The sequence below is a fragment of the Deltaproteobacteria bacterium genome (assembly GCA_016178705.1).
Lineage (GTDB): Bacteria > Desulfobacterota > Binatia > HRBIN30 > JACQVA1 > JACOST01.
The window spans coordinates 38,277-59,859 of sequence record JACOST010000015.1 but is presented as its reverse complement, the minus strand read 5'-3'; the positions used below and the strand labels follow the sequence as shown (position 1 = coordinate 59,859).

Below are 21,583 nucleotides of genomic sequence, written 5' to 3'. Positions count from 1 at the left end.
ATATGATCGCTCAAGCAGCTCTCAGCGTCGCGTCAACGCGCCAAGACCGGCGCAAGCTGCGGACGCGCGCTCGGCTGATCGCTGCCGCCCACCATGTGTTCAGCCGCAAGGGCGTCGACACCGCGACCATCAACGATATCACTGAGGCCGCCGACGTTGGCTTTGGCACCTTCTACAATTATTTCGACTCGAAGGACGCGATTCTTGCCGCAGCGTCGGCCGAGGCAATTGAAGCGCACGGCAGTGCGCTCGACAAGCTCACGGCCGCGATCGATGACGCCGCCGAGGTCATGGCCGTATCGATCCGCCACACGGTGCGCATGGTCGACCATGATCCGATGTGGGCGTGGTTCGCCGTGCATGCAACCCTGTTCCACGAGCAGATGGAAGCCGGGCTTGGTCGCCGAGTGCTACGCGACATCAGGCGCGGTATGAAGCGCGGGCGTTTTCCTGCCGGTGGCGCATCGCTCCTCTGCTATGCGATCGGCGGCGCGGTGTGGGCTACGCTGCGCGGCAAGCTCACCGGCACCCTCGGCGCCGACGCGGACGAGGAACTCGCCGCCGGCATCCTGCGCATGCTCGGCATTCCCGCCGCCGAGGCGCGCAAGATCGCGGCGCGCCCGCTCCCGCCCGTGACAGTCCGGCCGCACATCACTCATGAGGTACATGCATGAAGCTCGCGACGTTTAGTCATCACGGATCAACCCGCGTCGGCGCCGTTGTCGGCGATGAAGTCGTCGACCTCGGCCACATCGCGCAGCAGATGCCGACCTTCCTCGCCATCGGCAGCGATGCGCTGGCCGCCGCTCGGGCGGCGATCGACGCAGCCCAGCCGCGGCTGCGTTTGGCCGATGTGCACTTGCGCGCGCCCGTCCTCCACCCGCCCAAGTTTCTCGCCATTGGTCTCAACTACGCCGATCACGTCGCCGAGTCCGGACAGGAGCCGCCGCACTTGCCGCTGTTCTTCAACAAGCAATCGACCTGCGTGACCGGCCCCTACGATCCGATTCATTTGCCACGCGTATCGCCGCTGCTCGACTATGAAGGCGAGTTGGGATTCGTGATCGCTCGCCGCTGCCGCCACGTGCCACGCGGGCGCGCACACGAAGTCATCGCTGGCTACCTCGTCGTCGACGACGTCACCGTTCGCGATTGGCAACTGCGGGTGCCGACGTGGACGCTCGGCAAATCGTTCGACACCCACGGCCCGATCGGTCCATGGATCGTCACCCCCGACGAGATCGGCGACCCGCACGCACTCGAGTTGCGTACCTGGATCAACGGCGAGTTGCGCCAGCATTCGAACACGAAACAGTTGATTTTTGATTGCTTCACGCAGGTTGAACATCTCTCGACCGCGTTCACACTCGAACCGGGTGACATCATCAGCACCGGCACGCCGTCGGGCGTCGGTGGCGCGATGCAGCCGCCGCGCTTCCTGGTCGCCGGCGACGTCGTGCGCATCGAAATCGAACGCATCGGCCATATCGAGAACCGCGTCATTGCCGAACCAGCCGACACAGCACGCATGTGAACCGCGAATGAACCGAGCACCGGAGTACCAGGCCTTGCACAAAAGGATGGAGCGGCTTCTCCACTCGTCATTCCGGCGAAATCCAGGCGCACGCCCCACGCCGGCCTGGATACCGGCATTCGCCGGTATGACGGACCCACTGCCGGAAGCTCTTGTGCAAAGCCGAAGCACAGAGAAGAGGAGTGAAGCTATGGCAACAATTCCCCGCGTCTCATTCAGTCACATCGGCATCTACGTCCGCGACCTCGACGCGATGGTCGCCTTTTACACGCGCCTGTTTGGCTTGCGCGTGACCGATCGCGGCCAACTGCGGATTCCGGGCGAGCCGCAGATCGTGTTTCTCAGCGGCGATCCGCGCGAGCATCATCAGGTCGCGCTGGTCAGCGGCCGCGGCGATGGTCCGTCGACCGTGAACCAACTCTCCTTCGATGTCGCCTCGCTCGCCGATTTGCGGAACCTGCACGCGGAACTCGAGCGCGCGGGGATCGGGCCGACGTTCGCGATCAATCACGGCGTCAGTTGGTCGGTGTACACGCATGATCCCGAGGGCAACATGATCGAACTGTACGTCCACAGCCCGTGGTATGTGCCACAACCGGTCGTCGATCCGCTCGATCTGTCGCTATCCGATGACGAGATCCGCCGCGGCACCGAGGCCGCGTATCGCGATCGTCCGGGCTTTCGGCCGATCGCCCAGTGGCGCGACGAGTTTGCGCGCGCCGTCGCTGAGTCGAAGTAGCGACGACGAGCGCACCATGAAGTACGACGCGGAGGTCATCGTCATCGGCGCCGGCCCCGCCGGCTGCGCCGCCGCCATTCCGCTGGTGCAGGCGGGCCACGACGTGCTGGTGCTCGAACGCAAAGCCACCGAAGACGGAGAGGACATCACTTCGGGTGAATTGCTCGCACCGCAGACGCAGTTCGAGTGCGCGCAGCTCGGCATCGATCTGAGCGCGGCGTGGCTGCTCGACCGTGTTCACGGCGTGCGCAACGTCTATCCGGATCTGTCGTGGACCTATCACGCGTTCCCCGACGGCATGTCGTATGTGCAAGTCGACCGCGGCGGCTTCAATGCGGCCTTGCGCACCCGGCTGGTCGAGGTCGGCGGTCGCTTGGTCTGGGGTGTCCGCGTCTCCGACGTGGCCATCCAACCTGATGCCGCCGTGGTCCGCACCACCGATGGCGGCGAGTACACCGCGCCGCTGTTGATTGACGCCGGCGGCCGCCACTCCCCTGCCCTGCGCAGCCTCGGCCTCAAGTCCGAGGATCCGGAATTCAGCCAGATCGGCGTCGCGGTGTTCTTCGAGTCGTTCGCCGACACGCCGCTGCACACATGGGACCGCCACTTCTACGGGCATCACGGCGCGATGATCAGCGGCTCGCGCATCCGCCCCGGACTCTATCGCTACATTCTCGAAACCGACCTCGCCGACAAACAAGCCACGCGGCTCAAGCCGGTCGAGTTTTACGAATCGGTTGCCAAGCAACACGACCCTTGGATCTGCGAGCGCATCATGCGCGAGCCGCGCATTGGCGACGTGTGGGCGATGGCGCCGATCGGCTATCGCGTCGCCGAGGTCGCGCGCGATCGCCTGTTGCTCGCCGGCGACGCCGCCGGCTACCTGGCGCCGCTAACCGGCCAAGGCATCGAGTTCGCCATGCGCATGGGTCGCCTGGCGGCGGGCGCTGCGCAGCGAGCGTTCGCGCAACGCGACTTCTCCGCAGCGACCTTCGCCGCGTACGTCGAGGGTCGCGCCGACGAGTGCGGGACCGCGGTGACGTACCTGCGCCACCTGCTGCACCATCTGCGCGATCGCGACGCGCTGCTGCGCGCCGCCAGCGACGACGACCTCCGCCTTCAGATCTTCGGCCCGATCGCCGCGGTAGTCAGCGATCGCGGCTCGTTGCTGAAGGAGTGTCACCAGTGAGCGATCGCATCGTCCTGTACGACACGCAAGGTTCACCGTGCGCGCGCCGCGTGCGCATCGTGTTGCTGGAGAAGGGCCTCGAGTGGGAGACGCGCATCGTCGACCTCACCAAGATGGAGCAGAAGCGCCCCGAGTATCTCGCGCTCAATCCCAACGGTGTGGTGCCGACGCTCGTGCATGGCGACCGCGTCATCTACGAATCGAACGTCATCACCGAGTACCTCGATGAGGTCTTCCCCGTGCCGGGCGTGTACCCGAGGAACCCGTGGCAGCGGGCGCAAGCGAAAATGTGGCAAGCGTTCGAGCTAGCGATGGCGAAGGAATTCCGTCCGTTGATGTACCTGCGCGTGATCGGCCCCTACGATCGCTTGCGACCGAAGGAGGAGGTGATGGCCGAGGTACGGCGCTCGACCAGCGACACGGCGCACATCGATTGGGTCAGCCGGGTTTACGACGGATCCGCGGTCAGTGAAGACGAAGCGGCATTGCTTTCCGCGCAGCTTTACCAACGCCTCGATCACCTCGAACGCGCGCTCAGCGACCGCGAGTTTCTCGTCGGCGACCAGTTCAGCATCGCCGATCTGTCCGTGTATCCGCGCGTCGCGATGTACCCGTTGGTGCAACTCCCGATCGAATCGGAAGGCTATCCGAATCTGATCCGCTGGATGGCGCAGATCAGCGAGCGGCCATCATTCCGGCGTAGCGAGTCGGTGCGGCCGGCTTGAACTGAACCGGCGTGCGTGCAGCGAACCCTACGAATCGAGACGCTCGATCTCCTGGGTGATCAGCCGGTTCAGCACCAGTCCAAAGAAACCCGATTCGATCGCTTCGAAGCGCCAGCCCAGATGCGCGCTACAACCGCCGCATAGGGCGTAGCGCCACGCGAAGCCGGAGAACCAAGTGTCTTCCGTCGTCGAAGCACCCCAGACCATGCAACCGGGCGCGTCGCGGAAGCAACCGATATGGAAACGGTAGCCGGCGGGGTTCGTGCAGTGGTGTTCGTGCTGGTCGTTGATGCGAATACGTTGCTGTTCGCTGGTGATACGATGGCGGCAGCCGAGGCAGAGGATGAGACGGTCGGAGAATTCAGCCATTGTGGAGCGATCGTCGATCGGTGTAGTGGCGACGCATGCGTCGCCCGTCAGGTCCCGTCGCGACCGTACGGAGGGCGACGCATGCGTCGCCACTAGAACGGAACGCATCGGCACTCGCAGCCAACGAGCGGCAACCGACATCGCAAGATGATGTGGCGCCCTACGCGCCGATCTCCGGCAGCGCGCGGTCGTCGGCTTGCATACGCTCGATGCGCTCGAACAGGGCGCGACGAACGGCGTCGAGGTCGTTGGGTAACTCGATCGGCGCGTTGGCGTATCGGCCACGCACGTCCTCCAAAGTCTTCTGATGATAGCCGGCTTTGAACTCGGTGAACTTCAGGCCGTGCGCGGTCGAAATCACGACCACACGCTCGTGCGATCCGATCACCTTACGCTGACGCAGGCGCAACAGCGCCGCCAACGCGACACCGGTGTGCGGGCAGTTGAACATGCCGGTGCGGTCGGCGAGCGCGCACGCGTCCGACAATTCCTCCTCGGTGGCTTGCTCGACGATGCCGTTGAACTCCTGCAGTATCCGCACCGCCTTCTTGAAGCTGATCGGGTTGCCGATCTGGATCGCGCTGGCCAGCGTCTTCTGCGCTTGCATCGGGTGAAAGTCGCGGAAGCCGTTCAGGTAGCTGAGGTAGAGCGGGTTGGCGCGAGCTGCTTGCGCGACGACAATGCGCGGTCGCTTGGTGATCATGCCGAGTTGCTCCATCATCAAGAGACCTTTGCCGAGCGCGCTGACGTTGCCGAGATTGCCGCCGGGGATGATGATGGTGTCGGGCACTTCCCAATCGAACTGCTGGACGATCTCCATGCCGATCGTCTTCTGCCCTTCGATGCGCAGCGAGTTCATCGAGTTGGCGAGATAGATGTTCTCACTCTCGGTAATCTTCTGCACCATCGCCATGCACCCGTCGAAGTCGGTGTCGAGCGACAGCACCAACGCGCCGTTGGCGATCGGCTGCACCAGTTGCGCCAGCGAGACTTTGTTGCGCGGCAGCAATACGACCGCCGCGATCCCGGCCGCCGCGCAATAGGCGGCCAACGCCGCCGAGGTGTCGCCCGTGCTCGCGCACGCGACCGCTGGGATGTTGATGCCCTTCGCGCGCATCTCGTTGACGACGCTGACCAACACGGTCATGCCGAGATCTTTGAACGATCCCGTGTGCGAGTTGCCGCACTGCTTCACCCACAAATCTTCGAGACCGATCTGTCGCCCAAACCGTTCGGCCCAGAACAGGTTGCTGTTGCCCTCGTACATGCTGACGATGTGCTCGTCGGACAGCGACGGCAACACCAATTCTTTGCGGTTCCACACCCCGGAGCCGAACGGCCACTGGGTCGAGCGGACGCGCTTATCGAACACCTTCTTCCACCCGTCTCCGTTGGTACGCTTGAGGCGATCGATGTCGTGCGTGACTTCGAGTAATTCGCCGCAGGCACGGCAGCGGTAGATGATCTCGAAGATGTCGTAGCTCTTGGCGCACTCCGGGTTGATGCACTGGAACCAGCACTTGTATTTCATGGCAGCCTCGTGACCCGTGAATCGTGATTCGTGCTCGTGACTCGCGGCTCGTCTTATAAGGTAATCGAGGCGAGGGCGAAAGCGGGACGTTTCCACAAGCGGGCGACGCGTTGCCATTCCCCGCGCATGAGGGTAGAGCTTGAGTCACCGACATGAACGTGGAGGGAAACACCCGCTCCCGGGAACATCCGGGAAAGTGAAGACATCATGACACCAACCGATACCGAATTCCGCGCCGGCTTGGCGGCCCACGGCGCACGGGTTGACCGCTATCGCCAGCAAGGGCTCACCGACGATCAGTTTCGGCCCATCCGCTTGAGTTACGGCCTGTACTATCAGCTCGATCACACCAGCCACATGCAGCGCATCAAATTGCCCGGCGGCCTGATGACTGCCGCGCAAGCCGACTGCTTGGCCGACCTCACCGACGAGTACGCGCGCGGCGTCGCCCACATCACCACGCGACAAGACATCCAACTGCACTGGCTCGACCTCGGCATCATCATGGACATGTACGAGCGTCTGCACGCAGTCGGCATCACCACGCGAGGTGCCTGCGCCGACAGCGTCCGCAATGTTACCGGCTGCATTCACGCCGGCACGTGGCCGAACGAGCCGTTCGACGTCACGCCGTATCTGCTCGCGGTACACGACTACTTCCTGTTTCATCCGCTGAATCTGACGCAGCCGCGGAAATTCAAGGTCGCCTTCTCCAGTTGCGACGGCGATTGCGCGCAGGGCCCGATCAACGACCTCGCTTTCTTCGCGCACATGCGCGACGGGCAGCCGGGCTTCTCGGTCTATGCCGGCGGTGGTCTGGCGGCGCAGCCGTACTTGGCGCAGAAGATTTGGGATTTCGTGCCGGTGGAAGAAACATTATTGGCGGCCGAAACGGTCGTGCGTTTTCAACATCGCTACGGCGAACGCAAGAATCGCCACAAGGCGCGGTTGAAATACGTTTTCAAGAAGTGGGGTGTGCCGAAGGTCCTCGAAGAACTGCAGCGCATGCGCGCGCAAGTCGAAGCAGAACTCGGCGCGCGCCTGCGTACGGAGTTGCAAGAAGCGGTCGCCGCCGCGAAGCAACCTGAACCGGTGAATCCGCCGGCGCCGCTGCCGACGTCAAGCGATGCCACCTTCAGTCATTGGCTGCGCACCAACACCTACGCGCAGCGCCAGCAGGGTTACTTCGGCTGCACGGTGCAATTGCCGCTCGGCGATTTGACCGCGGGGCAACTGCGCGCCCTCGCCGCACTCGCACGCGATCACGGTAACGGCGTCACGCGTGCCACCAACGATCAGAACATCATGATCCCGTGGGTACCGGGCAATCGCGTCGCGGCGGTGTATCAACGACTGCAGGCGCTCGATCTCGCGGCGGCCGACTCGTTGCACATCACCGACGTCACCTCCTGCCCGGGCGCCGACTACTGCAGCTTGGCGATGAGTCGTTCGATGGGTGTCGCCGCCAACATCCAACAGCATCTGCAGGCGACCAACGGCGAGGTCGAGAAGCTCGGTGTCTTCCGCATCAAGATCAGCGGCTGCCCCAATTCGTGCGGGCAACATCACATTGGCGACGTCGGCCTCACCGGCATGACGCTCAAGGGTGACGACGGCAACGAGTATCCGCACTACTCGATCTTAGTCGGCGGCAGCGTCGGCGAAGGCAGTGCCGCAATCGGGCATCGCGTGAACGGACGCTTCCCGGAATCCGAAGCACCCAAAGTCATCGCTGCGCTGGCGGCGTTCTACCAGCGCAGCCGCACCCGCGGCGAACGCTTCCCCGATTTCGTGCAACGGGTCGGCATGCCCCAGATCAACGAGGTGGCGCGCGGCGCCGCCGCCGTGGTCCATTGAACGCAGTGGCGAGCGACGACGACGAGCAGGTACCGGAAACGGTCCTGCCAACAGACAAGTTCTATCACGGGCGCGTTCTTCGGCTTTCTAACGGCCGGCAGACCGGTGTCGTGCGTTCACGCAGCGGCCGCGATATTCCGTTCACCTTCCAGCACGTCGTCATGCTCGGCGACAAGCGCCGCTTCGAAGACCTGCACGTCGGCACCGCCATCGGCTACGACGTGAGCTGGACCCAGCGCGGCCTGCGCGTCAGCGTGATGAAGGTTTTGGATTGAGTTCGTGACTCGTGAGTCGTGAGGACTGGGAGCTACGACACCTTTCCATCGATTCACGAGTCACGATTCACGTCTCACGCTCACAACGGCAACGACGTACGAAACAGAATGAATCGACCCATGAACTCGCCGACGAGCACGGCGAGGATGGCGATGTAGAAGAGACCGGTGGCGGCCATCGTCTGTGGCACCTTAAGTGTCTGCCAGATCATCCACGCCAAACCCGCAGAAGCCAACGGGCCGACGACGATGCGCACCGCCAACAACGCGCGGTGATCCGTGAAGAGCAGCGACACCCGCTCTGCCGTCGGCGCACCCCCAACCACCGCCAGCAGGCCCGCGCTCAGCACCATGAGTACGGCTTGCACGGCCAACATCGCGACGAAGAACCGCAGCATCGCATTGAACGGTTCGAGCGGGAGGTCGCGATCGATCAGATACCAGTGTCCGAGCAGCAACCCGGTCAACACTCCACCGAGCAGCAGCGCCGAGGCGAGGAAGCTCACCGGATAGAGCAGCGTCTCCAGCGACAAGGCGCCCGACAGCCGATACAACTGCGAACTCACGATTAGCGCTAGGGCGCCGGTCGACCACGTGGCCACGAACGCGCGCGCGCGCAACGCGACGCGCTCGCCCCACAGGCTGGCGAGATACGTCGTCGCCGCAACGATGAACGCCCACCACAGGACGGCCTCGAGCCAATCGCCCGCGCTCGCGGTCGCGTGCGGACCGAACAGCAGCACCGTCTTACCGACGGCGGCGATCAGGCCCACGAACAGGTAGACACCGGCACTCGACTTGAAGAAGCCGCGCTCGATCTGATGGAATGGTGGTATGCTCATCGCGAGAAAGCCACCGACCGCGAGCTGACCGAACACGAGCAAGAAACAGCGGGGAAACAAATCCATCGTGACGGGCATGCTAAAGGACCACTCCCTGAGACACAAGGTGACCCGGCGCATCACTGGCGTGACTGCGCTGCTCGTAGTGTTCGCGACTGCTGCCTGCGTCGCGCACCGCGCGCCGCCGTCGGCGAGCGCGCATCTGATCGCGGGGGTTCCCTTCTTTCCGCAAGATCCGCATCAGTGCGGCCCGGCGGCGCTCGCCGCGCTGGTGAGCTTCGTCGGCCAGCCCACGGGCCCCGAAGCAATCGCGCACGAAATCTACCAGCCAACTATCGAGGGTACCTCGACCGCCGCCATGCTCGCCTACGGCGCGCGCCATCACCTGCCGATCGAGGCGCGGTGCGGCACACTCGCCGACCTACATCGCGAGATCGACGCGGGACGTCCGATCGTCGCACTACTCAGTCAGGGCATGCTGATTCGCAGTTACCACTTCGTCGTCGTCACCGGGTACGACCCGGCCGGTGGCGCGCTCTACGGCTACTCCGGCCGCGATGCGGATGCGCAATGGACGGCGGAGGATTTCTTGAAGCGTTGGGACCGCGCGGACAATTGGGCGCTAGTGTGGGTCGGGGGCGAGCACGCCGTCGCGCGGCCGGCGCCATACCACGGCACAGGCGAACAACACCAAACCGGCGCCGACGAAGGCAAATAGCTTCCCGCCGATTTGCACGACCTTGTAAAAGTCGACCTTTACGTCGGCGGCGGCCTGCGGATCGACGCCCCGCATCAGTGGTCGCAGCAGCTCGGCATTGGTGCGTGCGTCGAGTTCAGTGAACTCCTCGAAGTTGCCGAGCGTGCCTGTCGTCGCCGCGGGCACAGCGTCATCATATTCCGCCAACCGATTGCGCGCCGCGATCCAGTTGCCGATGCCGAGCACCAGAACCACCAACCCGATGGCGAAGGCAGGCGTCCGCAACAGCTTCATGCCGTGCGTATGCCACCCATCTGTTGGCCGTGCAAGGCCGTGTTCGCGCCGCCCGCGGTTGCGACGCTGCCACGCGTGGGCTATCAGGACGGACATCGGAAGCAGCGCCGCGCGCGCCGCCACGCGCATGAATCGGAGCCTCGCTCGTGCCTACTCGCAAGCTCGTTGACCGCATGCTGGCTGGCGACAAGGTCGCCTTGGCGAAGTTGATGACGCTGGTCGAAAACCGGCGGGCCGACACCGCGTTGGTCATGAGCATGATCCACGATCGATGCGGCCACGCGTACACGATTGGTATCACCGGCCCGCCCGGTGCCGGCAAATCGACGCTGGTCGACCGCATCGTGCGCGAGCTTCGCTCCGCGGGTCAGCGCGTCGGCATTCTCGCCGTCGATCCGTCGAGTCCGTTCTCCGGCGGTTCGGTGCTGGGCGACCGCATCCGCATGCAAAGTCACTTTCTGGATGACGGCGTCTTCATCCGCAGTCTGAGTAGCCGCGGCAGTCACGGCGGCGTGGCGCGGCCGACGCGCGATGTCGCGCGTTTGTTCGACGCCTTCGGCATGGACTTCATCTTGATCGAAACCGTCGGCGTCGGACAGACCGAGCTCGACGTCATGCGGCTGGCCGACACCACCGTGGTGGTGCTCGTCCCCGAAGCCGGCGACACGGTCCAGGCGATGAAGGCCGGGTTGTTGGAGATCGCCGACATCTTTGTCGTCAACAAAGCCGATCGCGACGGCGCGATGAAGATGCAGAGCGAACTCGAGATGATGCTACAGTTGCGGCCCACAACCGAGTGGACTGTGCCAGTGCTGCTGACACAAGGCACCAGCGGTGACGGCGTCCCCGAATTAACCGCGCAGATCACGCGCCACCGTGAGTTTCTGGCGCACTCCGGACACGGGGCTGCGCGGGCCCTCGCCGGACGGCAGGAGGAATTCGTCGCCGTATTTCGCGAGGAGATCGCCCGCCGGATCGAGGGCGCGCTCGACAACGGCCGCTTCAGCGACCTGCTGCTGAAGGTCAAGCGCGGCGAGATCGATCCCTACCGCGCCGCGCTCGAACTGATCGGCAACGAAGACGTGTTGCGCGCTCTGCTCCGGCCGAAAGAAGACTGCGAGTAACCGCGATGGCGGAGCGCACCTTCGTGGTCGGCGATCTGCATGGCTGCCTCGACGAACTCAATGCGTTGCTTGACGGGTTGCACCTCACCGCAACCGACGCGCTGATTTTCCTCGGCGACTACATCGACCGCGGCCCGGCGTCGCGGGGCGTCGTCGATCGGCTCATTGCTTTGCGCACCGAGGGACCACGCTGCGTCTTCCTCAAGGGCAATCACGAAGACATGTTCCTCGCCTATATGGGCCTGGGCGGACACTACCCCGACGCGTTCTTGGTCAATGGCGGTAAGGCCACGCTGCGCAGCTACGGGTTCGAGGGCTGCTCCGGAGAGCAAGTTGTCGCGCGATTGTCCCCCGCACATCGGGAGTTCATGCTCGGCCTGCAGAACTACGTGACGGCCGGCGAGTTCCTGTGCGTTCATGCCGGCATCCATCCGCTGCGGGCGTTGGCTGAGCAACTCGACGAGGATCTCTTCTGGATTCGCGACGAGTTCATCCGCAACCGGCATCGGTTGCCGTACATCGTGCTATTCGGCCACACGCCGCAGCGCGAGGTCTTCATGGATCTGCCGTACAAGATCGGCTTGGACACCGGCTTGGTGTACGCGAACAAACTCAGTTGTCTCGAACTTGGCGCCGGCGAGCTGATCCAGATTCGGCGCGGCGATTGGACGCTGCGCCGGACGAACCTTGCGCCTGCGATCGCCGCAGCGTTGAACGCTAGAGGACGGTAACCGTCAGCGACCGCTGCCCGCTCAGCTGCCCGTCCGACACCGTGAGGGTCACCGTGTACACGCCGGCTGTCGCGAAGGCATGCAACACCCGCGCTCCGAGGAGAGCGGGCGATCCATCGCCGAAGTCCCACGAATACGTCAGCACGTCGCCATCCGGGTCGAGACTACCCGCCGCATTGAAGAGCAGCCGGCGGGTCGCGCGCCCAATGCGATTGGCTGCGCCGCAGTCGGCGAGCGGCTGGTGGTTGATGACGCCACCCGGAATCTCGATCGCGCCGATGTCCGGGCCGTTCCCTTGCGGGCGAGGGGTGCCGGCGTAGTCAGTCGGCGGCGCGACATCGCTGCGCGCGCGATCGACCGCTGCGCTCACCGTGGCGGGCGCGTAGTCGCCGTTCAGTTGCGGATCGATCGCGAGCGTCCCTTCGCCCTGCTTCATCACCCGCTGCCAGCGCCCAAGGTTGACCTCGCGGCCACTGAAGCGGCGCTTTTTGGCACCGGTGGCTGTCAGTTGCTGGATGACGTTGCCGGTGAGATCGCCGCGCCACAAGATGTTGCGGGCTTCGGTCAGATTCACCGTGTCGTAGAAGTCTATCACGTGATCGGGTCCAACGAGGATGTTGTTAAACAGGTTCACGCTGTAGCGCGTGCCTGCCGTCATCGGCGGCTTGGCCACAACGCCGAGACCGTTGTCGACTACGGTACAATTGGTGATGGTCACGGTCGTGTTGCCGGTTGCGGAGGTCGTGCCGATGCCGGTGTGATTGCCGCGAACCAGGCAGTTCGACAGAGTCGCGTCACTCCAGATTTTGAAACCGGCACAGGCGTTGTTGGCGCTTTCGACCTGATCGAAAAAGGCGCCAGTCGCCGGCACGTCGAAGCCGTCTTGTCCGTTATCGTGCGCCTTGGTCCGCACGAAACTGATGTTGGAGGCGGTCCGATCGCCGGTGTATCCGTCCGCCTGACCGTCGCAACCAAGCCCGTCGTTGTTGTTGAAGCTCTCGGTATCACTGACCAGAACATTGTGGGTCGTCCCCGCGACCCGCAGGCCCGCGCGCACGTTGTTGTGCAACGAGCAGTTCGAGACGGTCACGGTGTCGGAATCGGCGATCAAGATACCGATGTGATTGCCGTAGAGTTTGCAATCGGAGATCTCGATGTGGTGCGAACCCGGGCGGAGGAAGATGGTCTCGTCGAAGCCGCCGGTCGCCTCGAATCCCACCAGCCGGACATACCCCGCGCCAGCGACGTTGAAGGCTTCTTCGCTGGCGTTCGGATCCGGACTCTCGAACACGGCACCGGGCTCGGCCGTAAACGTGATCGGTGCGCCCGGCGCACCGGAAGTCGCCAACCACGGCGATTCGCTATACGTCCCCGGGTGGATCGTCACGGTGTCACCGGCTTGTACCTGATTGGCTGCGTGGGAAACCGTGCGCCAGGGGGTGGCGTCCGCCCCGGCATTCGCGTCGTCGCCGGTCGGCGCGACGAAGTACTCGGCGGCCAACACGCGAGTGGAGATGAAGACGAGGAATGCAGCGGTGAGGAAGCGGAATCGGAAACGCAGGGAGGTCGTCATGCGGCATGAGCAACAGCACGATGCATGCCTCGCATCGCTCTAGCTCCAGCGATCTACGGCGCGATGTGTCAGCGGTAGAAACCTAGCGCTCGACAAGCGCAAAGCGCTCAGCGCACGCGCTGCCATGGCAAGCGCTACAGCGGGTCATGCGTGAAGCGGTACCGCGCGTCGAAACTGCGTGCGCGCAAATCGATCGACTAGTGGAAGGAAGGCACTGACACGAGCAGCGCCAGCAGCGCGGACAGCGCAAGGATGACCGGCAGCGGCAGCAATCGAACAATCATGCCTCTCAATCGTGCAGAATCCGTTCCGCAACGGCGCGGCCTGAACAAAGGAGCCGGCGGCGGCTCCGGGCACTCCCTGAGCGCCAACCGCTCGTCGTCCGTCGATGGCTCGACACTACGGACAGTAGTCGCTTCATTCTCGCCGGGTAGGTGTGCTAAACGACGGCGTCCTTCGTGCGGAGGGGTTGAGGTCGCGCGAAGGTGGCGCAAATGATGCCGAGATCGACAACGAGTCTGCCGCGGCTCTGGGGGCTGATCTGGCCGCGCACGCGGCGGTCTACCTACTTCGGGTTGGGGCTGCTCGCGCTTTCAATTTGGGCGGCGCCGGTCGCCAGCCAGACGCCCTCTCCCACCCCAGCCGTTTGTGGCGACGGCAAGAAGGCCGCCACCGAAGAGTGCGACGACCATAACACGGTCGGTGGTGATGGCTGCGCCGCCAACTGCACGATCGAGACAACCCGGGTGTTCTCCTTCTCGCCGCAACGTAGCGCGGTACGATTGCAGACTCCGATTCACGCATTCTTCTCCGACAGTCAGCCCGGAGTGAGTGGCACCATCGCCCTCACGACGGGCAACCCAGGCACCGACGGGATCATGCCGCTGGTGATAAGAGCCGACGGCGTCAACCTCGCACCGATCCAAATCGGTCCAGTATGCGTGTGTATGCGCCCGAGCGTCCGCAGCGACCTGTTTGGTCCCGGCAACATCGGCGCCGGAGTCATCGGCTGCAGTGGTTTGGGGCAGATCAACGCAGCCATGGCGCTCGATCACAACACAACCGATGTCGATCCGGAGTGCGCAGCAGCGGACGCCGCAACCGACAGCCATGCGTGTTTAGAAGACTCGGCGAATCCGCCGGCGTGCAATCGCAATTCTCTGCACGACGGCGTGTGCAACGGGCCGCTCCATCTGATCGCGGCCGGCAACGGGCCGCCGGGGTCGGCGTTCCTGCGCATGAGCTTGGCGGTCTCGGTCATCACCGCCATCGCCCCAACGGAAGATGGGTGCGAGACCTCCACAGCTAATCCAGCGAAGGGGGCCGACGGCGTTCCGTGCACCGCGGATGATCCGGACCACGGTGTGGCGCGCATCATTCCGGTCACCACCGGCCTGGCTTCGTTGGCGATCGTGGATCAGAGCGACAGCGAAGGCTCGGCAATCGCCCTCGGGTCGTCGTGCGGCGATGCGCCGTGCGACCCGGCTTCGACCGGTTTCCCGTTCGACTGCGCCGCGCTCGCCGCGGACCCCGCGAGCGGCACCGACGGTGCTGCCCTCGCGCTGGCCATCCCCTTGATCGATGAGTTGACCGTCGGCGACACGGTGATCGCCGAGTTGTGGAACACCGCCAATGGCCCGCTCCCAACCGCCACGTTCACGCGGACACCGACGCTCACCAAGACGCCCTCGCCGATCCGCAGCCCAAGCGCGACCTTCACCCCAACGCCGACGCGCACACCGACCATCACACGGACACCGTCAATCACGCGGACACCGCGCCCGACGCTGACCCCAACGGAGACCGGAACGCCGACGAAGACGTTACGCCCGACGGTAACGTCATCCCCGACCAACACGCATCGGCCAACCATCACCCTCACTCCGTCGATCACCCAAACGCCGAGCATCACGCCGACCGGACCCACGCCGACAGTCACGGCCACCATGCCGACGGCGACCTCAACACCGACGCAGCCAACCGCCACGCGAACCGGCACCGTGACGCTGACGCCGACGAAGACGCGGACAGCGTCGCCGACGTCGACCGGCACGGGCACCGCGACGTCAACTCGCACCCCATCCTCCACACCGACGGTCACCAAGACTCGAACTGCAACCCGAACGCGTACGGCCACACCCACCGCGACACCAACCACAGCCACCGAGACGCCGACGGCGACCGCGTCCGGGACCGAGACCGACACGCCCACGATCACGCCGACAGCCACGCCCACCGACACGCCGACGATTACACCGACGCCCACGATCACCAATACGCCGACGGTTACGCCGACTCAGCCGACCCCAACGCGCACCCCGACCCCAACCCGCACGCATACGCCGACGATCACTCAAACCGCCACCAAGACCCCGACGGTCACCCGAACCGGTACACGCACCAGCACGCCAACCATCACGCTAACGCCAACCATCACGCCGACGCAGCCAACCACGACGGCCACGAGTACGGCAACGGTGACCAACACCCCGACACCGAGCGAGACAGCAACCACAACCCCGTCGGTAACAGCTGCGCCGAGTGCGACCGTCACATTGATTCCAACAGCGACACCTTCCGCGTCACCGATGCCAACGCTCACCGCCACTATGACAGCAGTGGCAACAAAAACCCCGGAGCCGATCCCCGGCGACGTCAACGGCGACGGAGTGATCGATCAGGCCGATCTCGACGTTTTGTTCGTCATGATCTTCGGAGGCAGCCCGGCAACGCCGGCAGCCGACGTCAACCACGATGGCCGGATCTCCGCCGCCGACGTTACAGCGTTGGTGGAATTGCTCGGCAACAATTGACGCTCAGACCCCAGGGCACGCGCCCGCGAAGGTTGCCAGCGCCACACGTCAACGAAGGATCAGGCGCGTTGCGGAACCTTCTTCCAATCGGCTAGGAAGCGCTCCAATCCCGAGTCGGTTAGTGGATGCTTGACGAGCTGTTGCAGCACAGAGAACGGACAGGTCGCGATGTGCGCACCCATCTCGGCGCTGCGGATCACGTGCTCGGGTGTGCGCACGCTGGCGACGAGCACTTCGGCGGGGAACTCGTAGTTGTGGAGGATCTGCACGATCTGCGCGACCATCGCCATGCCGTCGTGGCCGACGTCGTCGAGCCGACCGACGAACGGGCTGAGGAACCGCGCCCCAGCCTTGCTCGCCAGCAACGCCTGCGCGGGCGAAAAGATCAACGTCACGTTCACCCGGATGCCGCGGTCGCTCAGCATCTTGGTCGCCTTGAGGCCTTCGACCGTCATCGGCACCTTGACGTAGATGTTGCGGTGCACGCGCGCGAGCCGCTCGCCTTCCTCGACCATACCCGGAGCTTCGGTACTAACCACCTCGGCGTTGATCGGCCCGTCGACGATGGCGCAGATCTCCTTGATCACCGACTCGAAGTCGCGTCCGGTCTTGGCCACCAGCGAGGGATTGGTCGTCACCCCGTCGAGAATGCCCCAGCTCGCGGCCTCGCGGATCTCATTGACATCGGCGGTATCGATGAACAGCTTCATGGTGTCTCTCCTGATCAACGTTTAGCAAACGCTTCCCGGGCTCGAAAGCAGCGCCGCTCAGGAACGCGGCATCAGGTGAACTTTTTTCTTGTCCTTGCTCGCGGATAGCAGCTCGGAGATCGTCGCGCTGAGGGCGGGATGCACCATCTGCGGAGCCAGTTCGCACATCGGCACCAGCACGAAGCGCCGATTCGGTAGCTCCTTGTGCGGGATGCGCAACGTGCGCTTGTTGACGACCTCGTTGTCGAACATCAGGATGTCGAGATCGATGACGCGCGAGCCCCAGCGCTTGCCCTTCACCCGCTTGCGCCCCATCACCTTCTCGATGACTTTGAGCCGCTTGAGCAACTCGTCCGCGGACGATTCGGTCTCGATTTCGATGACCGCGTTGACGAACCAAGTCTTGGCGTCGCCGTGTGGTTCACTCTCGTAAAGAGAGGACGCTTTGACGATGCGCGTAGCCGGCAGCTTGCCGATCCGATCCCACGCGTCGATGTGATTGGCTTTGCGGTCCCCGAGGTTGGACCCGATCCCGATGAATGCCCGATGGGGCATAGCGCCGTTCGAACCTCCCCTTCCCCGCGGTGAGCGCCTGATCTGCTGGCGACGCCCCCGTCCGCAACTTACGGCACCACATATCACGCAGCGAGCGTGACAGATGCGCTCATAGCGCCTTCGACCGGGGTTTACAACTGTTGATCGCCGGCCCGGCAGCGGGTGTTGCCCTGCCACGCACCCGATGGTAGTCGCTGCCCACGCGACCGACAAAGGAGTGTTCCCCCGATGCGTTCCGCCGACCGTTTGAAGCTGATCCCTCCCTATCCGTTCATGGAGCTACGCAAGAAAATCGGCCAGGCACGCGCAGCCGGCATCGACGTCATCAGCCTCGCGATCGGCGACCCGGTCGAGCCCACTCCCGACGCGGTCGTGAAGGAACTGGCCCGCGCCGGGGCCGACCCAGCCAACCACCGCTACCCGACCGACGAAGAGAAGGGCATGCTGGCGTTCCGCCAAGCGGTCGCGACCTGGTACGCGCAGCGCTACGGCGTCACCGTCGATCCAGCTACCGAGGTACTGGGTCTGATCGGTTCGAAGGAAGGCTGCCACCACTTCGTCCTCGCGCGGGTCAATCCGGGCGAGACGGTGCTGATGACCGACCCGGGCTATCCGGCGTACCGCGCTAGCATCCTGATTGGCGGCGGCGAGCCGGTGAGCATCCCAATTCGTCCCGAGCACGGCTACTTGCCGGTGCTTGCCGATGTTCCGACCGAGGTCGCGCACAAGGCCACGGCGATGTTCGTCTGCTATCCCAACAATCCCACCGGCGCGGTGGCCACCCCGGCGTTCTTGCGCGATCTGGTGGCGTTCGCCCGCCAGTACGACATCGCTGTCTGCTACGACAACCCGTACATCGAAATCGTCTTCGATGGCGAGAAGCCGTTGAGCTTCCTCTCGGTCGACGGTGCGAAGGATGTCGGCGTGGAACTCAACTCGCTGTCGAAGCCGTTCAACATGACCGGCTGGCGACTCGGCATGGCGGTCGGCAACAGAGACCTGATCGCGGCGATCTCGCAGGTGAAGGAGAATACCGACTCGGGGGTCTTCAATGCGGTCCAGTACGCCGGCATCGCCGCGCTCGAGCACTGCGGCGAGAACATCGGTCACATGCTCGGCCTCTACGCCAAGCGACGTGCTCTGGTCCTCGATACGCTGAAGGCGATCGGCATCGACTACACCCCGGCGCGCGGGACCTTCTATCTATGGGTACCCGTACCGAAGGGGATGACCAGCCTCGAATTCACCACGCTGTTGTTCGAAAAGGCGCGCGTGGTCGTCGCCTCCGGACCCGCCTACGGCCAGTTCGGCGAAGGCTTCGTGCGCTTCTCACTGACCGTGTCAGACGACCGCCTCATCGAGGCGATGGAGCGAATCCGAACAGCAATGGCCTGATTGCGGAATTCGGATTGCGGATTGAGGATTGGAAATTCTCCTCCGAACAATCCGCAATCTACAATCCGAGTACGTCCGCCATGCTGTACCGGCCTACTGGTTGATCGATCAGCCACGTCGCCGCGCGCAACGCGCCGCGCGCAAGGCAATCGCGACTTTGAGCGCGGTGCGTGAGTTCGAGCCGCTCGCCGAGCCCGGCGAAGACCACCGTGTGATCGCCGATCGCGTCGCCACCGCGCAACGTGATCATGCCGATCTCATTTGGGTTGCGTTGGCCGATGATCCCCTGCCGCCCGAAGACGGCCGATTTCTCGAAATCGCGTCCGAGCGCTGACGCCACCGCGCGGCCGAGCTGAAGCGCGGTGCCGCTCGGCGCATCGATCTTCGTCTTGTGATGGATCTCGACGATCTCGGGATCGAAATCGGGACCGAGCGTCCGTGCCGCCAGGCGCACGAGTTGGAGGAGCACGTTGATGCCTACGCTCATGTTCGGCGCAACGACCGCGCGCGTCTGCGGCGCGAGGCGATCGATCTCGGCTTGCTCCGGCTGCGTGTAGCCGGTCGAGCCGATGACGATCGGCGCCGCGTGCTTCACCGCCGTCCGCAAGTGCGCCACCGCCGCCGCCGCGTTGGTGAAGTCGAGTGTGACCGCATCAGGTCGAATGACCTTCTCCAAGCTGTCAACGATCGGCACGTGCAGCGTCCCGAGCCCGGCGCTCTCCCCGGCGTCGCGACCCACCGATGCCAAGCCCGCGGCTTCCACCGCGCCGACCAGCATCAGGTCACTCGACTGCGTCACCAAGTTGATCAGCGTCCGCCCCATCCGGCCGGCCGCGCCACACACGATGATGCCAACCGCCATGATCAGAGCGCTCCAATCGCCTGCAACGCGGCGCGCAGTTTCGCGCGCGGGCCGTCAGTCATCGGCAGCAACGGCAAGCGCAGTTCGTCGCGGCACAGGCCCATCATCGCCAGCGCGGCTTTGATCGGAATCGGATTCGTTTCGAGAAACAGGGCGCGAATCGCCGGAAAGAGTTTGAAGTGCAACGCGCGTGCGCGCGGCAGATCGCCGGCTAGCATCGCGCTGGTCATCGCCACCGATTCCTTCGGCAACGCGTTCGACACCACCGAGATCACCCCGCACCCGCCGACCGCCATGACCGGCAGCGTGAGACTGTCGTCGCCCGAATAGATCTCCAGCTTGTCGCCGCACAGCCGCGCGACTTCCTGCACTTCGTCGAGCGAACCGGTCGATTCCTTCACGCCAATGACCTCGTCGAGGTCGGCCAACCGGGCCAGCGTGGCCGCCTCGATCTTCGAACCGGTGCGCGCGGGAATGTTGTACGGGATCAGAGGAAAGCGCGTGGCCTCGGCGATCGCGCGGTAGTGCTGGTAGATCCCGTCCTGCGTCGGCCTGTTGTAGTAGGGCGAGATCAAGAGCGCCGCGGTGGCCCCGGCCTCTTTGGCAGCCTTAGTCAACGCAATCGCTTCGCTCGTCGAGTTCGATCCGGTGCCGGCGATCACCGGCACCCGTCCCTTCGCAAACTTCACCACCAGCCGCACAACCTCGGTGTGCTCGGCATGCGACAAGGTTGCCGACTCGCCGGTGCTCCCGCACGGAACCAGCGCGCTGATACCGGCGGCGATTTGTATGTCCACCAGGTGTGCCAACGCGTCGGCATCGATCTGCCCATCACGAAACGGCGTCACGAGCGCCGTCATGGTTCCACTGAATCGCGGCGCTGCCATTACTCTACCTCCAATTGCCCGCTGAAAACTTCCGTCGCCGGCCCCGTCATCATGACGTGCCCGTCGCTTGCGCGCCACTCGATGGCGAGATTGCCGCCGCGCAGCCGAACTGTGGCGCGGCGTTCGCATTTCCCGTTCAGCACCGCCGCCACCACCGACGCGCACGCGCCGGTGCCGCACGCTTCGGTTTCGCCCGAGCCGCGCTCCCACACTCGCATGCGCAACTCGCGCGAGCTGACTACTTGAATGAACTCGGTGTTGACCCGCTTCGGGAAAAACGCGTGGCCTTCGAACTGCGGGCCAAGCGACGCGAGCGCCAGCGGCGCAACGTCATCGACGAATACCACGCAGTGCGGATTGCCCATCGATACGCAGGTGATCCGCCACGCCTTCCCGTCAACCGTCAGCGGCGCGTCGATCACTCTGCCTTCGGCGGCCACTGGAATCAGCGGCCCATCGAGAATCGGCTCACCCATATCGACCGTGACGCTGGCCACGCGATCACCATGCAGTTCGAGTTGCAGCTCCTTGATCCCGGCGTCGGTTTCGATCCGCATCGGATTGCGGCGCGCGAGACCGTGGTCGTAGGCGTACTTGCCGACGCAGCGGATGCCGTTGCCGCACATCTGCCCGCGACTGCCGTCGGCGTTGTACATCTCCATGCGACAGTCGGCGGCACTCGACGGACAAATGAGGATGAGACCGTCCGAACCGATCCCCGTGTGCCGCGGGCTGACGCGGCGCGCCAGCGCCGCCGGATCGCGCACTGACTGCGCGAACGCATCGACGTACACATAGTCGTTGCCGAGTCCATGCATCTTGGTGAAACGGAGGGTGTCCATAGAGGAGCTACTTGCGCGAGAGCAGTACCACGCGCGGAT

The 21,583-nt window shown here is 64.3% G+C and carries 22 protein-coding genes; 12 read left to right on the top strand and 10 right to left on the bottom strand.

Annotation, left to right across the window (positions count from 1 at the left end):
- Positions 1-2: 2 nt before the first annotated feature.
- From HYR72_12035 to HYR72_12015, 5 genes are all read left to right on the top strand, one after another.
- The gene (locus HYR72_12035; GenBank protein ID MBI1815703.1) at positions 3-674 is read left to right on the top strand and encodes a TetR/AcrR family transcriptional regulator; all 672 of its coding nucleotides are present in this window, start codon (positions 3-5) and stop codon (positions 672-674) included.
- The gene (locus tag HYR72_12030) at positions 671-1,534 is read left to right on the top strand and encodes a fumarylacetoacetate hydrolase family protein (GenBank protein MBI1815702.1); all 864 of its coding nucleotides are present in this window, start codon (positions 671-673) and stop codon (positions 1,532-1,534) included. The genes HYR72_12035 and HYR72_12030 overlap by 4 nt, the downstream gene beginning before the upstream one ends.
- 190 nt (positions 1,535-1,724) lie before the next feature.
- Positions 1,725-2,273, top strand: a complete 549-nt coding sequence (locus tag HYR72_12025) for a VOC family protein (GenBank protein MBI1815701.1) — start codon at positions 1,725-1,727, stop codon at positions 2,271-2,273.
- A gap of 16 nt (positions 2,274-2,289) precedes the next feature.
- Positions 2,290-3,462, top strand: a complete 1,173-nt coding sequence (locus HYR72_12020) for an FAD-dependent monooxygenase (protein MBI1815700.1) — start codon at positions 2,290-2,292, stop codon at positions 3,460-3,462.
- Positions 3,459-4,187: a glutathione S-transferase family protein gene (locus HYR72_12015; GenBank protein ID MBI1815699.1), complete on the top strand. Its 729-nt coding sequence runs from the start codon at positions 3,459-3,461 to the stop codon at positions 4,185-4,187. Before HYR72_12020 ends, HYR72_12015 begins: the two co-directional genes overlap by 4 nt.
- A 27-nt stretch (positions 4,188-4,214) precedes the next feature.
- Here HYR72_12015 and HYR72_12010 read toward each other — a convergent pair whose 3' ends face one another.
- Entirely contained in the window at positions 4,215-4,556 is a 342-nt protein-coding gene (locus HYR72_12010; GenBank protein MBI1815698.1) for a hypothetical protein, read from the bottom strand.
- A 160-nt stretch (positions 4,557-4,716) separates the two neighbouring features.
- Positions 4,717-6,087: a threonine synthase gene (thrC, locus tag HYR72_12005; GenBank protein ID MBI1815697.1), complete on the bottom strand. Its 1,371-nt coding sequence runs from the start codon at positions 6,085-6,087 to the stop codon at positions 4,717-4,719.
- A gap of 207 nt (positions 6,088-6,294) precedes the next feature.
- Here thrC and HYR72_12000 point away from each other — a divergent pair, with 207 nt between their 5' ends.
- Both HYR72_12000 and HYR72_11995 read left to right on the top strand, forming a co-directional pair.
- Complete coding sequence (locus HYR72_12000; protein ID MBI1815696.1) at positions 6,295-7,944, top strand: nitrite/sulfite reductase; 1,650 nt, start codon at positions 6,295-6,297, stop codon at positions 7,942-7,944.
- Positions 7,945-7,949: 5 nt separating this feature from the next.
- Positions 7,950-8,219 carry a hypothetical protein gene (locus tag HYR72_11995; GenBank protein MBI1815695.1) on the top strand — a complete coding sequence of 90 codons (270 nt, stop codon included), beginning with the start codon at positions 7,950-7,952 and terminating at the stop codon, positions 8,217-8,219.
- A gap of 80 nt (positions 8,220-8,299) precedes the next feature.
- Here HYR72_11995 and HYR72_11990 read toward each other — a convergent pair whose 3' ends face one another.
- Positions 8,300-9,139 (bottom strand): hypothetical protein, encoded by an 840-nt coding sequence (locus tag HYR72_11990; protein MBI1815694.1) that lies wholly within the window; start codon positions 9,137-9,139, stop codon positions 8,300-8,302.
- A gap of 28 nt (positions 9,140-9,167) precedes the next feature.
- On the opposite strand from HYR72_11990, the gene HYR72_11985 reads away from it, so the two are divergent.
- A complete protein-coding gene (locus tag HYR72_11985; GenBank protein ID MBI1815693.1) occupies positions 9,168-9,779 on the top strand; it encodes a C39 family peptidase in 612 nt (203 codons plus the stop codon).
- On the opposite strand, the gene HYR72_11980 is transcribed toward HYR72_11985, so the two are convergent.
- Entirely contained in the window at positions 9,684-10,181 is a 498-nt protein-coding gene (locus HYR72_11980; protein MBI1815692.1) for a hypothetical protein, read from the bottom strand. The two genes, HYR72_11985 and HYR72_11980, sit on opposite strands and share 96 nt — an antisense overlap.
- Positions 10,182-10,225: 44 nt before the next feature.
- Here HYR72_11980 and meaB point away from each other — a divergent pair, with 44 nt between their 5' ends.
- Together meaB and HYR72_11970 are read left to right on the top strand one after the other, a co-directional pair.
- On the top strand, positions 10,226-11,176 hold the full coding sequence (meaB, locus tag HYR72_11975; GenBank protein MBI1815691.1) for a methylmalonyl Co-A mutase-associated GTPase MeaB: 951 nt from the start codon (positions 10,226-10,228) through the stop codon (positions 11,174-11,176).
- Positions 11,177-11,181: 5 nt separating this feature from the next.
- Positions 11,182-11,907 carry a serine/threonine protein phosphatase gene (locus tag HYR72_11970; protein MBI1815690.1) on the top strand — a complete coding sequence of 242 codons (726 nt, stop codon included), beginning with the start codon at positions 11,182-11,184 and terminating at the stop codon, positions 11,905-11,907.
- Here the strand turns inward: HYR72_11970 and HYR72_11965 are convergent.
- Positions 11,894-13,480, bottom strand: coding sequence for a PKD domain-containing protein (locus tag HYR72_11965; GenBank protein MBI1815689.1), 1,587 nt, complete (start codon positions 13,478-13,480; stop codon positions 11,894-11,896). The genes HYR72_11970 and HYR72_11965 overlap by 14 nt on opposite strands.
- Before the next feature lie 494 nt (positions 13,481-13,974).
- Here HYR72_11965 and HYR72_11960 point away from each other — a divergent pair, with 494 nt between their 5' ends.
- Entirely contained in the window at positions 13,975-16,293 is a 2,319-nt protein-coding gene (locus HYR72_11960) for a hypothetical protein (GenBank protein ID MBI1815688.1), read from the top strand.
- Between the two features lie 59 nt (positions 16,294-16,352).
- Here HYR72_11960 and fsa read toward each other — a convergent pair whose 3' ends face one another.
- Complete coding sequence (fsa, locus tag HYR72_11955) at positions 16,353-17,003, bottom strand: fructose-6-phosphate aldolase (GenBank protein ID MBI1815687.1); 651 nt, start codon at positions 17,001-17,003, stop codon at positions 16,353-16,355.
- A 57-nt stretch (positions 17,004-17,060) separates the two neighbouring features.
- Positions 17,061-17,558, bottom strand: a complete 498-nt coding sequence (gene folK, locus HYR72_11950; protein MBI1815686.1) for a 2-amino-4-hydroxy-6-hydroxymethyldihydropteridine diphosphokinase — start codon at positions 17,556-17,558, stop codon at positions 17,061-17,063.
- Positions 17,559-17,786: 228 nt separating this feature from the next.
- Between folK and HYR72_11945 the strand changes: the two genes are divergently transcribed.
- Positions 17,787-18,953 (top strand): LL-diaminopimelate aminotransferase, encoded by a 1,167-nt coding sequence (locus tag HYR72_11945; protein ID MBI1815685.1) that lies wholly within the window; start codon positions 17,787-17,789, stop codon positions 18,951-18,953.
- 58 nt (positions 18,954-19,011) lie between these two features.
- On the opposite strand, the gene HYR72_11940 is transcribed toward HYR72_11945, so the two are convergent.
- The 3 genes from HYR72_11940 to HYR72_11930 are packed head-to-tail and all read right to left on the bottom strand — an operon-like array spanning position 19,012 to position 21,544.
- On the bottom strand, positions 19,012-19,815 hold the full coding sequence (locus tag HYR72_11940; GenBank protein ID MBI1815684.1) for a 4-hydroxy-tetrahydrodipicolinate reductase: 804 nt from the start codon (positions 19,813-19,815) through the stop codon (positions 19,012-19,014).
- A gap of 2 nt (positions 19,816-19,817) precedes the next feature.
- Positions 19,818-20,702: a 4-hydroxy-tetrahydrodipicolinate synthase gene (locus HYR72_11935; GenBank protein ID MBI1815683.1), complete on the bottom strand. Its 885-nt coding sequence runs from the start codon at positions 20,700-20,702 to the stop codon at positions 19,818-19,820.
- A complete protein-coding gene (locus HYR72_11930; protein ID MBI1815682.1) occupies positions 20,702-21,544 on the bottom strand; it encodes a diaminopimelate epimerase in 843 nt (280 codons plus the stop codon). Before HYR72_11930 ends, HYR72_11935 begins: the two co-directional genes overlap by 1 nt.
- Positions 21,545-21,583 lie beyond the last annotated feature (39 nt).

Excerpts from the sequence above, each read along its gene's own strand:
- HYR72_12025 (MBI1815701.1), top strand. The coding sequence starts at position 1,725 with ATGGCAACAATTCCCCGCGTCTCATTCAGTCACATCGGCATCTACGTC.
- HYR72_12020 (MBI1815700.1), top strand. The coding sequence starts at position 2,290 with ATGAAGTACGACGCGGAGGTCATCGTCATCGGCGCCGGCCCCGCCGGC.
- HYR72_12000 (MBI1815696.1), top strand. The coding sequence starts at position 6,295 with ATGACACCAACCGATACCGAATTCCGCGCCGGCTTGGCGGCCCACGGC.
- thrC (MBI1815697.1), bottom strand. The coding sequence starts at position 6,087 with ATGAAATACAAGTGCTGGTTCCAGTGCATCAACCCGGAGTGCGCCAAG.
- HYR72_11980 (MBI1815692.1), bottom strand. The coding sequence starts at position 10,181 with ATGCGCGTGGCGGCGCGCGCGGCGCTGCTTCCGATGTCCGTCCTGATA.
- HYR72_11930 (MBI1815682.1), bottom strand. The coding sequence starts at position 21,544 with ATGGACACCCTCCGTTTCACCAAGATGCATGGACTCGGCAACGACTAT.
- HYR72_11945 (MBI1815685.1), top strand. The coding sequence starts at position 17,787 with ATGCGTTCCGCCGACCGTTTGAAGCTGATCCCTCCCTATCCGTTCATG.
- HYR72_11965 (MBI1815689.1), bottom strand. The coding sequence starts at position 13,480 with ATGACGACCTCCCTGCGTTTCCGATTCCGCTTCCTCACCGCTGCATTC.
- fsa (MBI1815687.1), bottom strand. The coding sequence starts at position 17,003 with ATGAAGCTGTTCATCGATACCGCCGATGTCAATGAGATCCGCGAGGCC.
- HYR72_12010 (MBI1815698.1), bottom strand. The coding sequence starts at position 4,556 with ATGGCTGAATTCTCCGACCGTCTCATCCTCTGCCTCGGCTGCCGCCAT.
- HYR72_11990 (MBI1815694.1), bottom strand. The coding sequence starts at position 9,139 with ATGCCCGTCACGATGGATTTGTTTCCCCGCTGTTTCTTGCTCGTGTTC.
- HYR72_11935 (MBI1815683.1), bottom strand. The coding sequence starts at position 20,702 with ATGGCAGCGCCGCGATTCAGTGGAACCATGACGGCGCTCGTGACGCCG.
- HYR72_11970 (MBI1815690.1), top strand. The coding sequence starts at position 11,182 with ATGGCGGAGCGCACCTTCGTGGTCGGCGATCTGCATGGCTGCCTCGAC.
- meaB (MBI1815691.1), top strand. The coding sequence starts at position 10,226 with ATGCTGGCTGGCGACAAGGTCGCCTTGGCGAAGTTGATGACGCTGGTC.
- HYR72_12035 (MBI1815703.1), top strand. The coding sequence starts at position 3 with ATGATCGCTCAAGCAGCTCTCAGCGTCGCGTCAACGCGCCAAGACCGG.
- HYR72_11960 (MBI1815688.1), top strand. The coding sequence starts at position 13,975 with ATGATGCCGAGATCGACAACGAGTCTGCCGCGGCTCTGGGGGCTGATC.
- folK (MBI1815686.1), bottom strand. The coding sequence starts at position 17,558 with ATGCCCCATCGGGCATTCATCGGGATCGGGTCCAACCTCGGGGACCGC.
- HYR72_12030 (MBI1815702.1), top strand. The coding sequence starts at position 671 with ATGAAGCTCGCGACGTTTAGTCATCACGGATCAACCCGCGTCGGCGCC.
- HYR72_11940 (MBI1815684.1), bottom strand. The coding sequence starts at position 19,815 with ATGGCGGTTGGCATCATCGTGTGTGGCGCGGCCGGCCGGATGGGGCGG.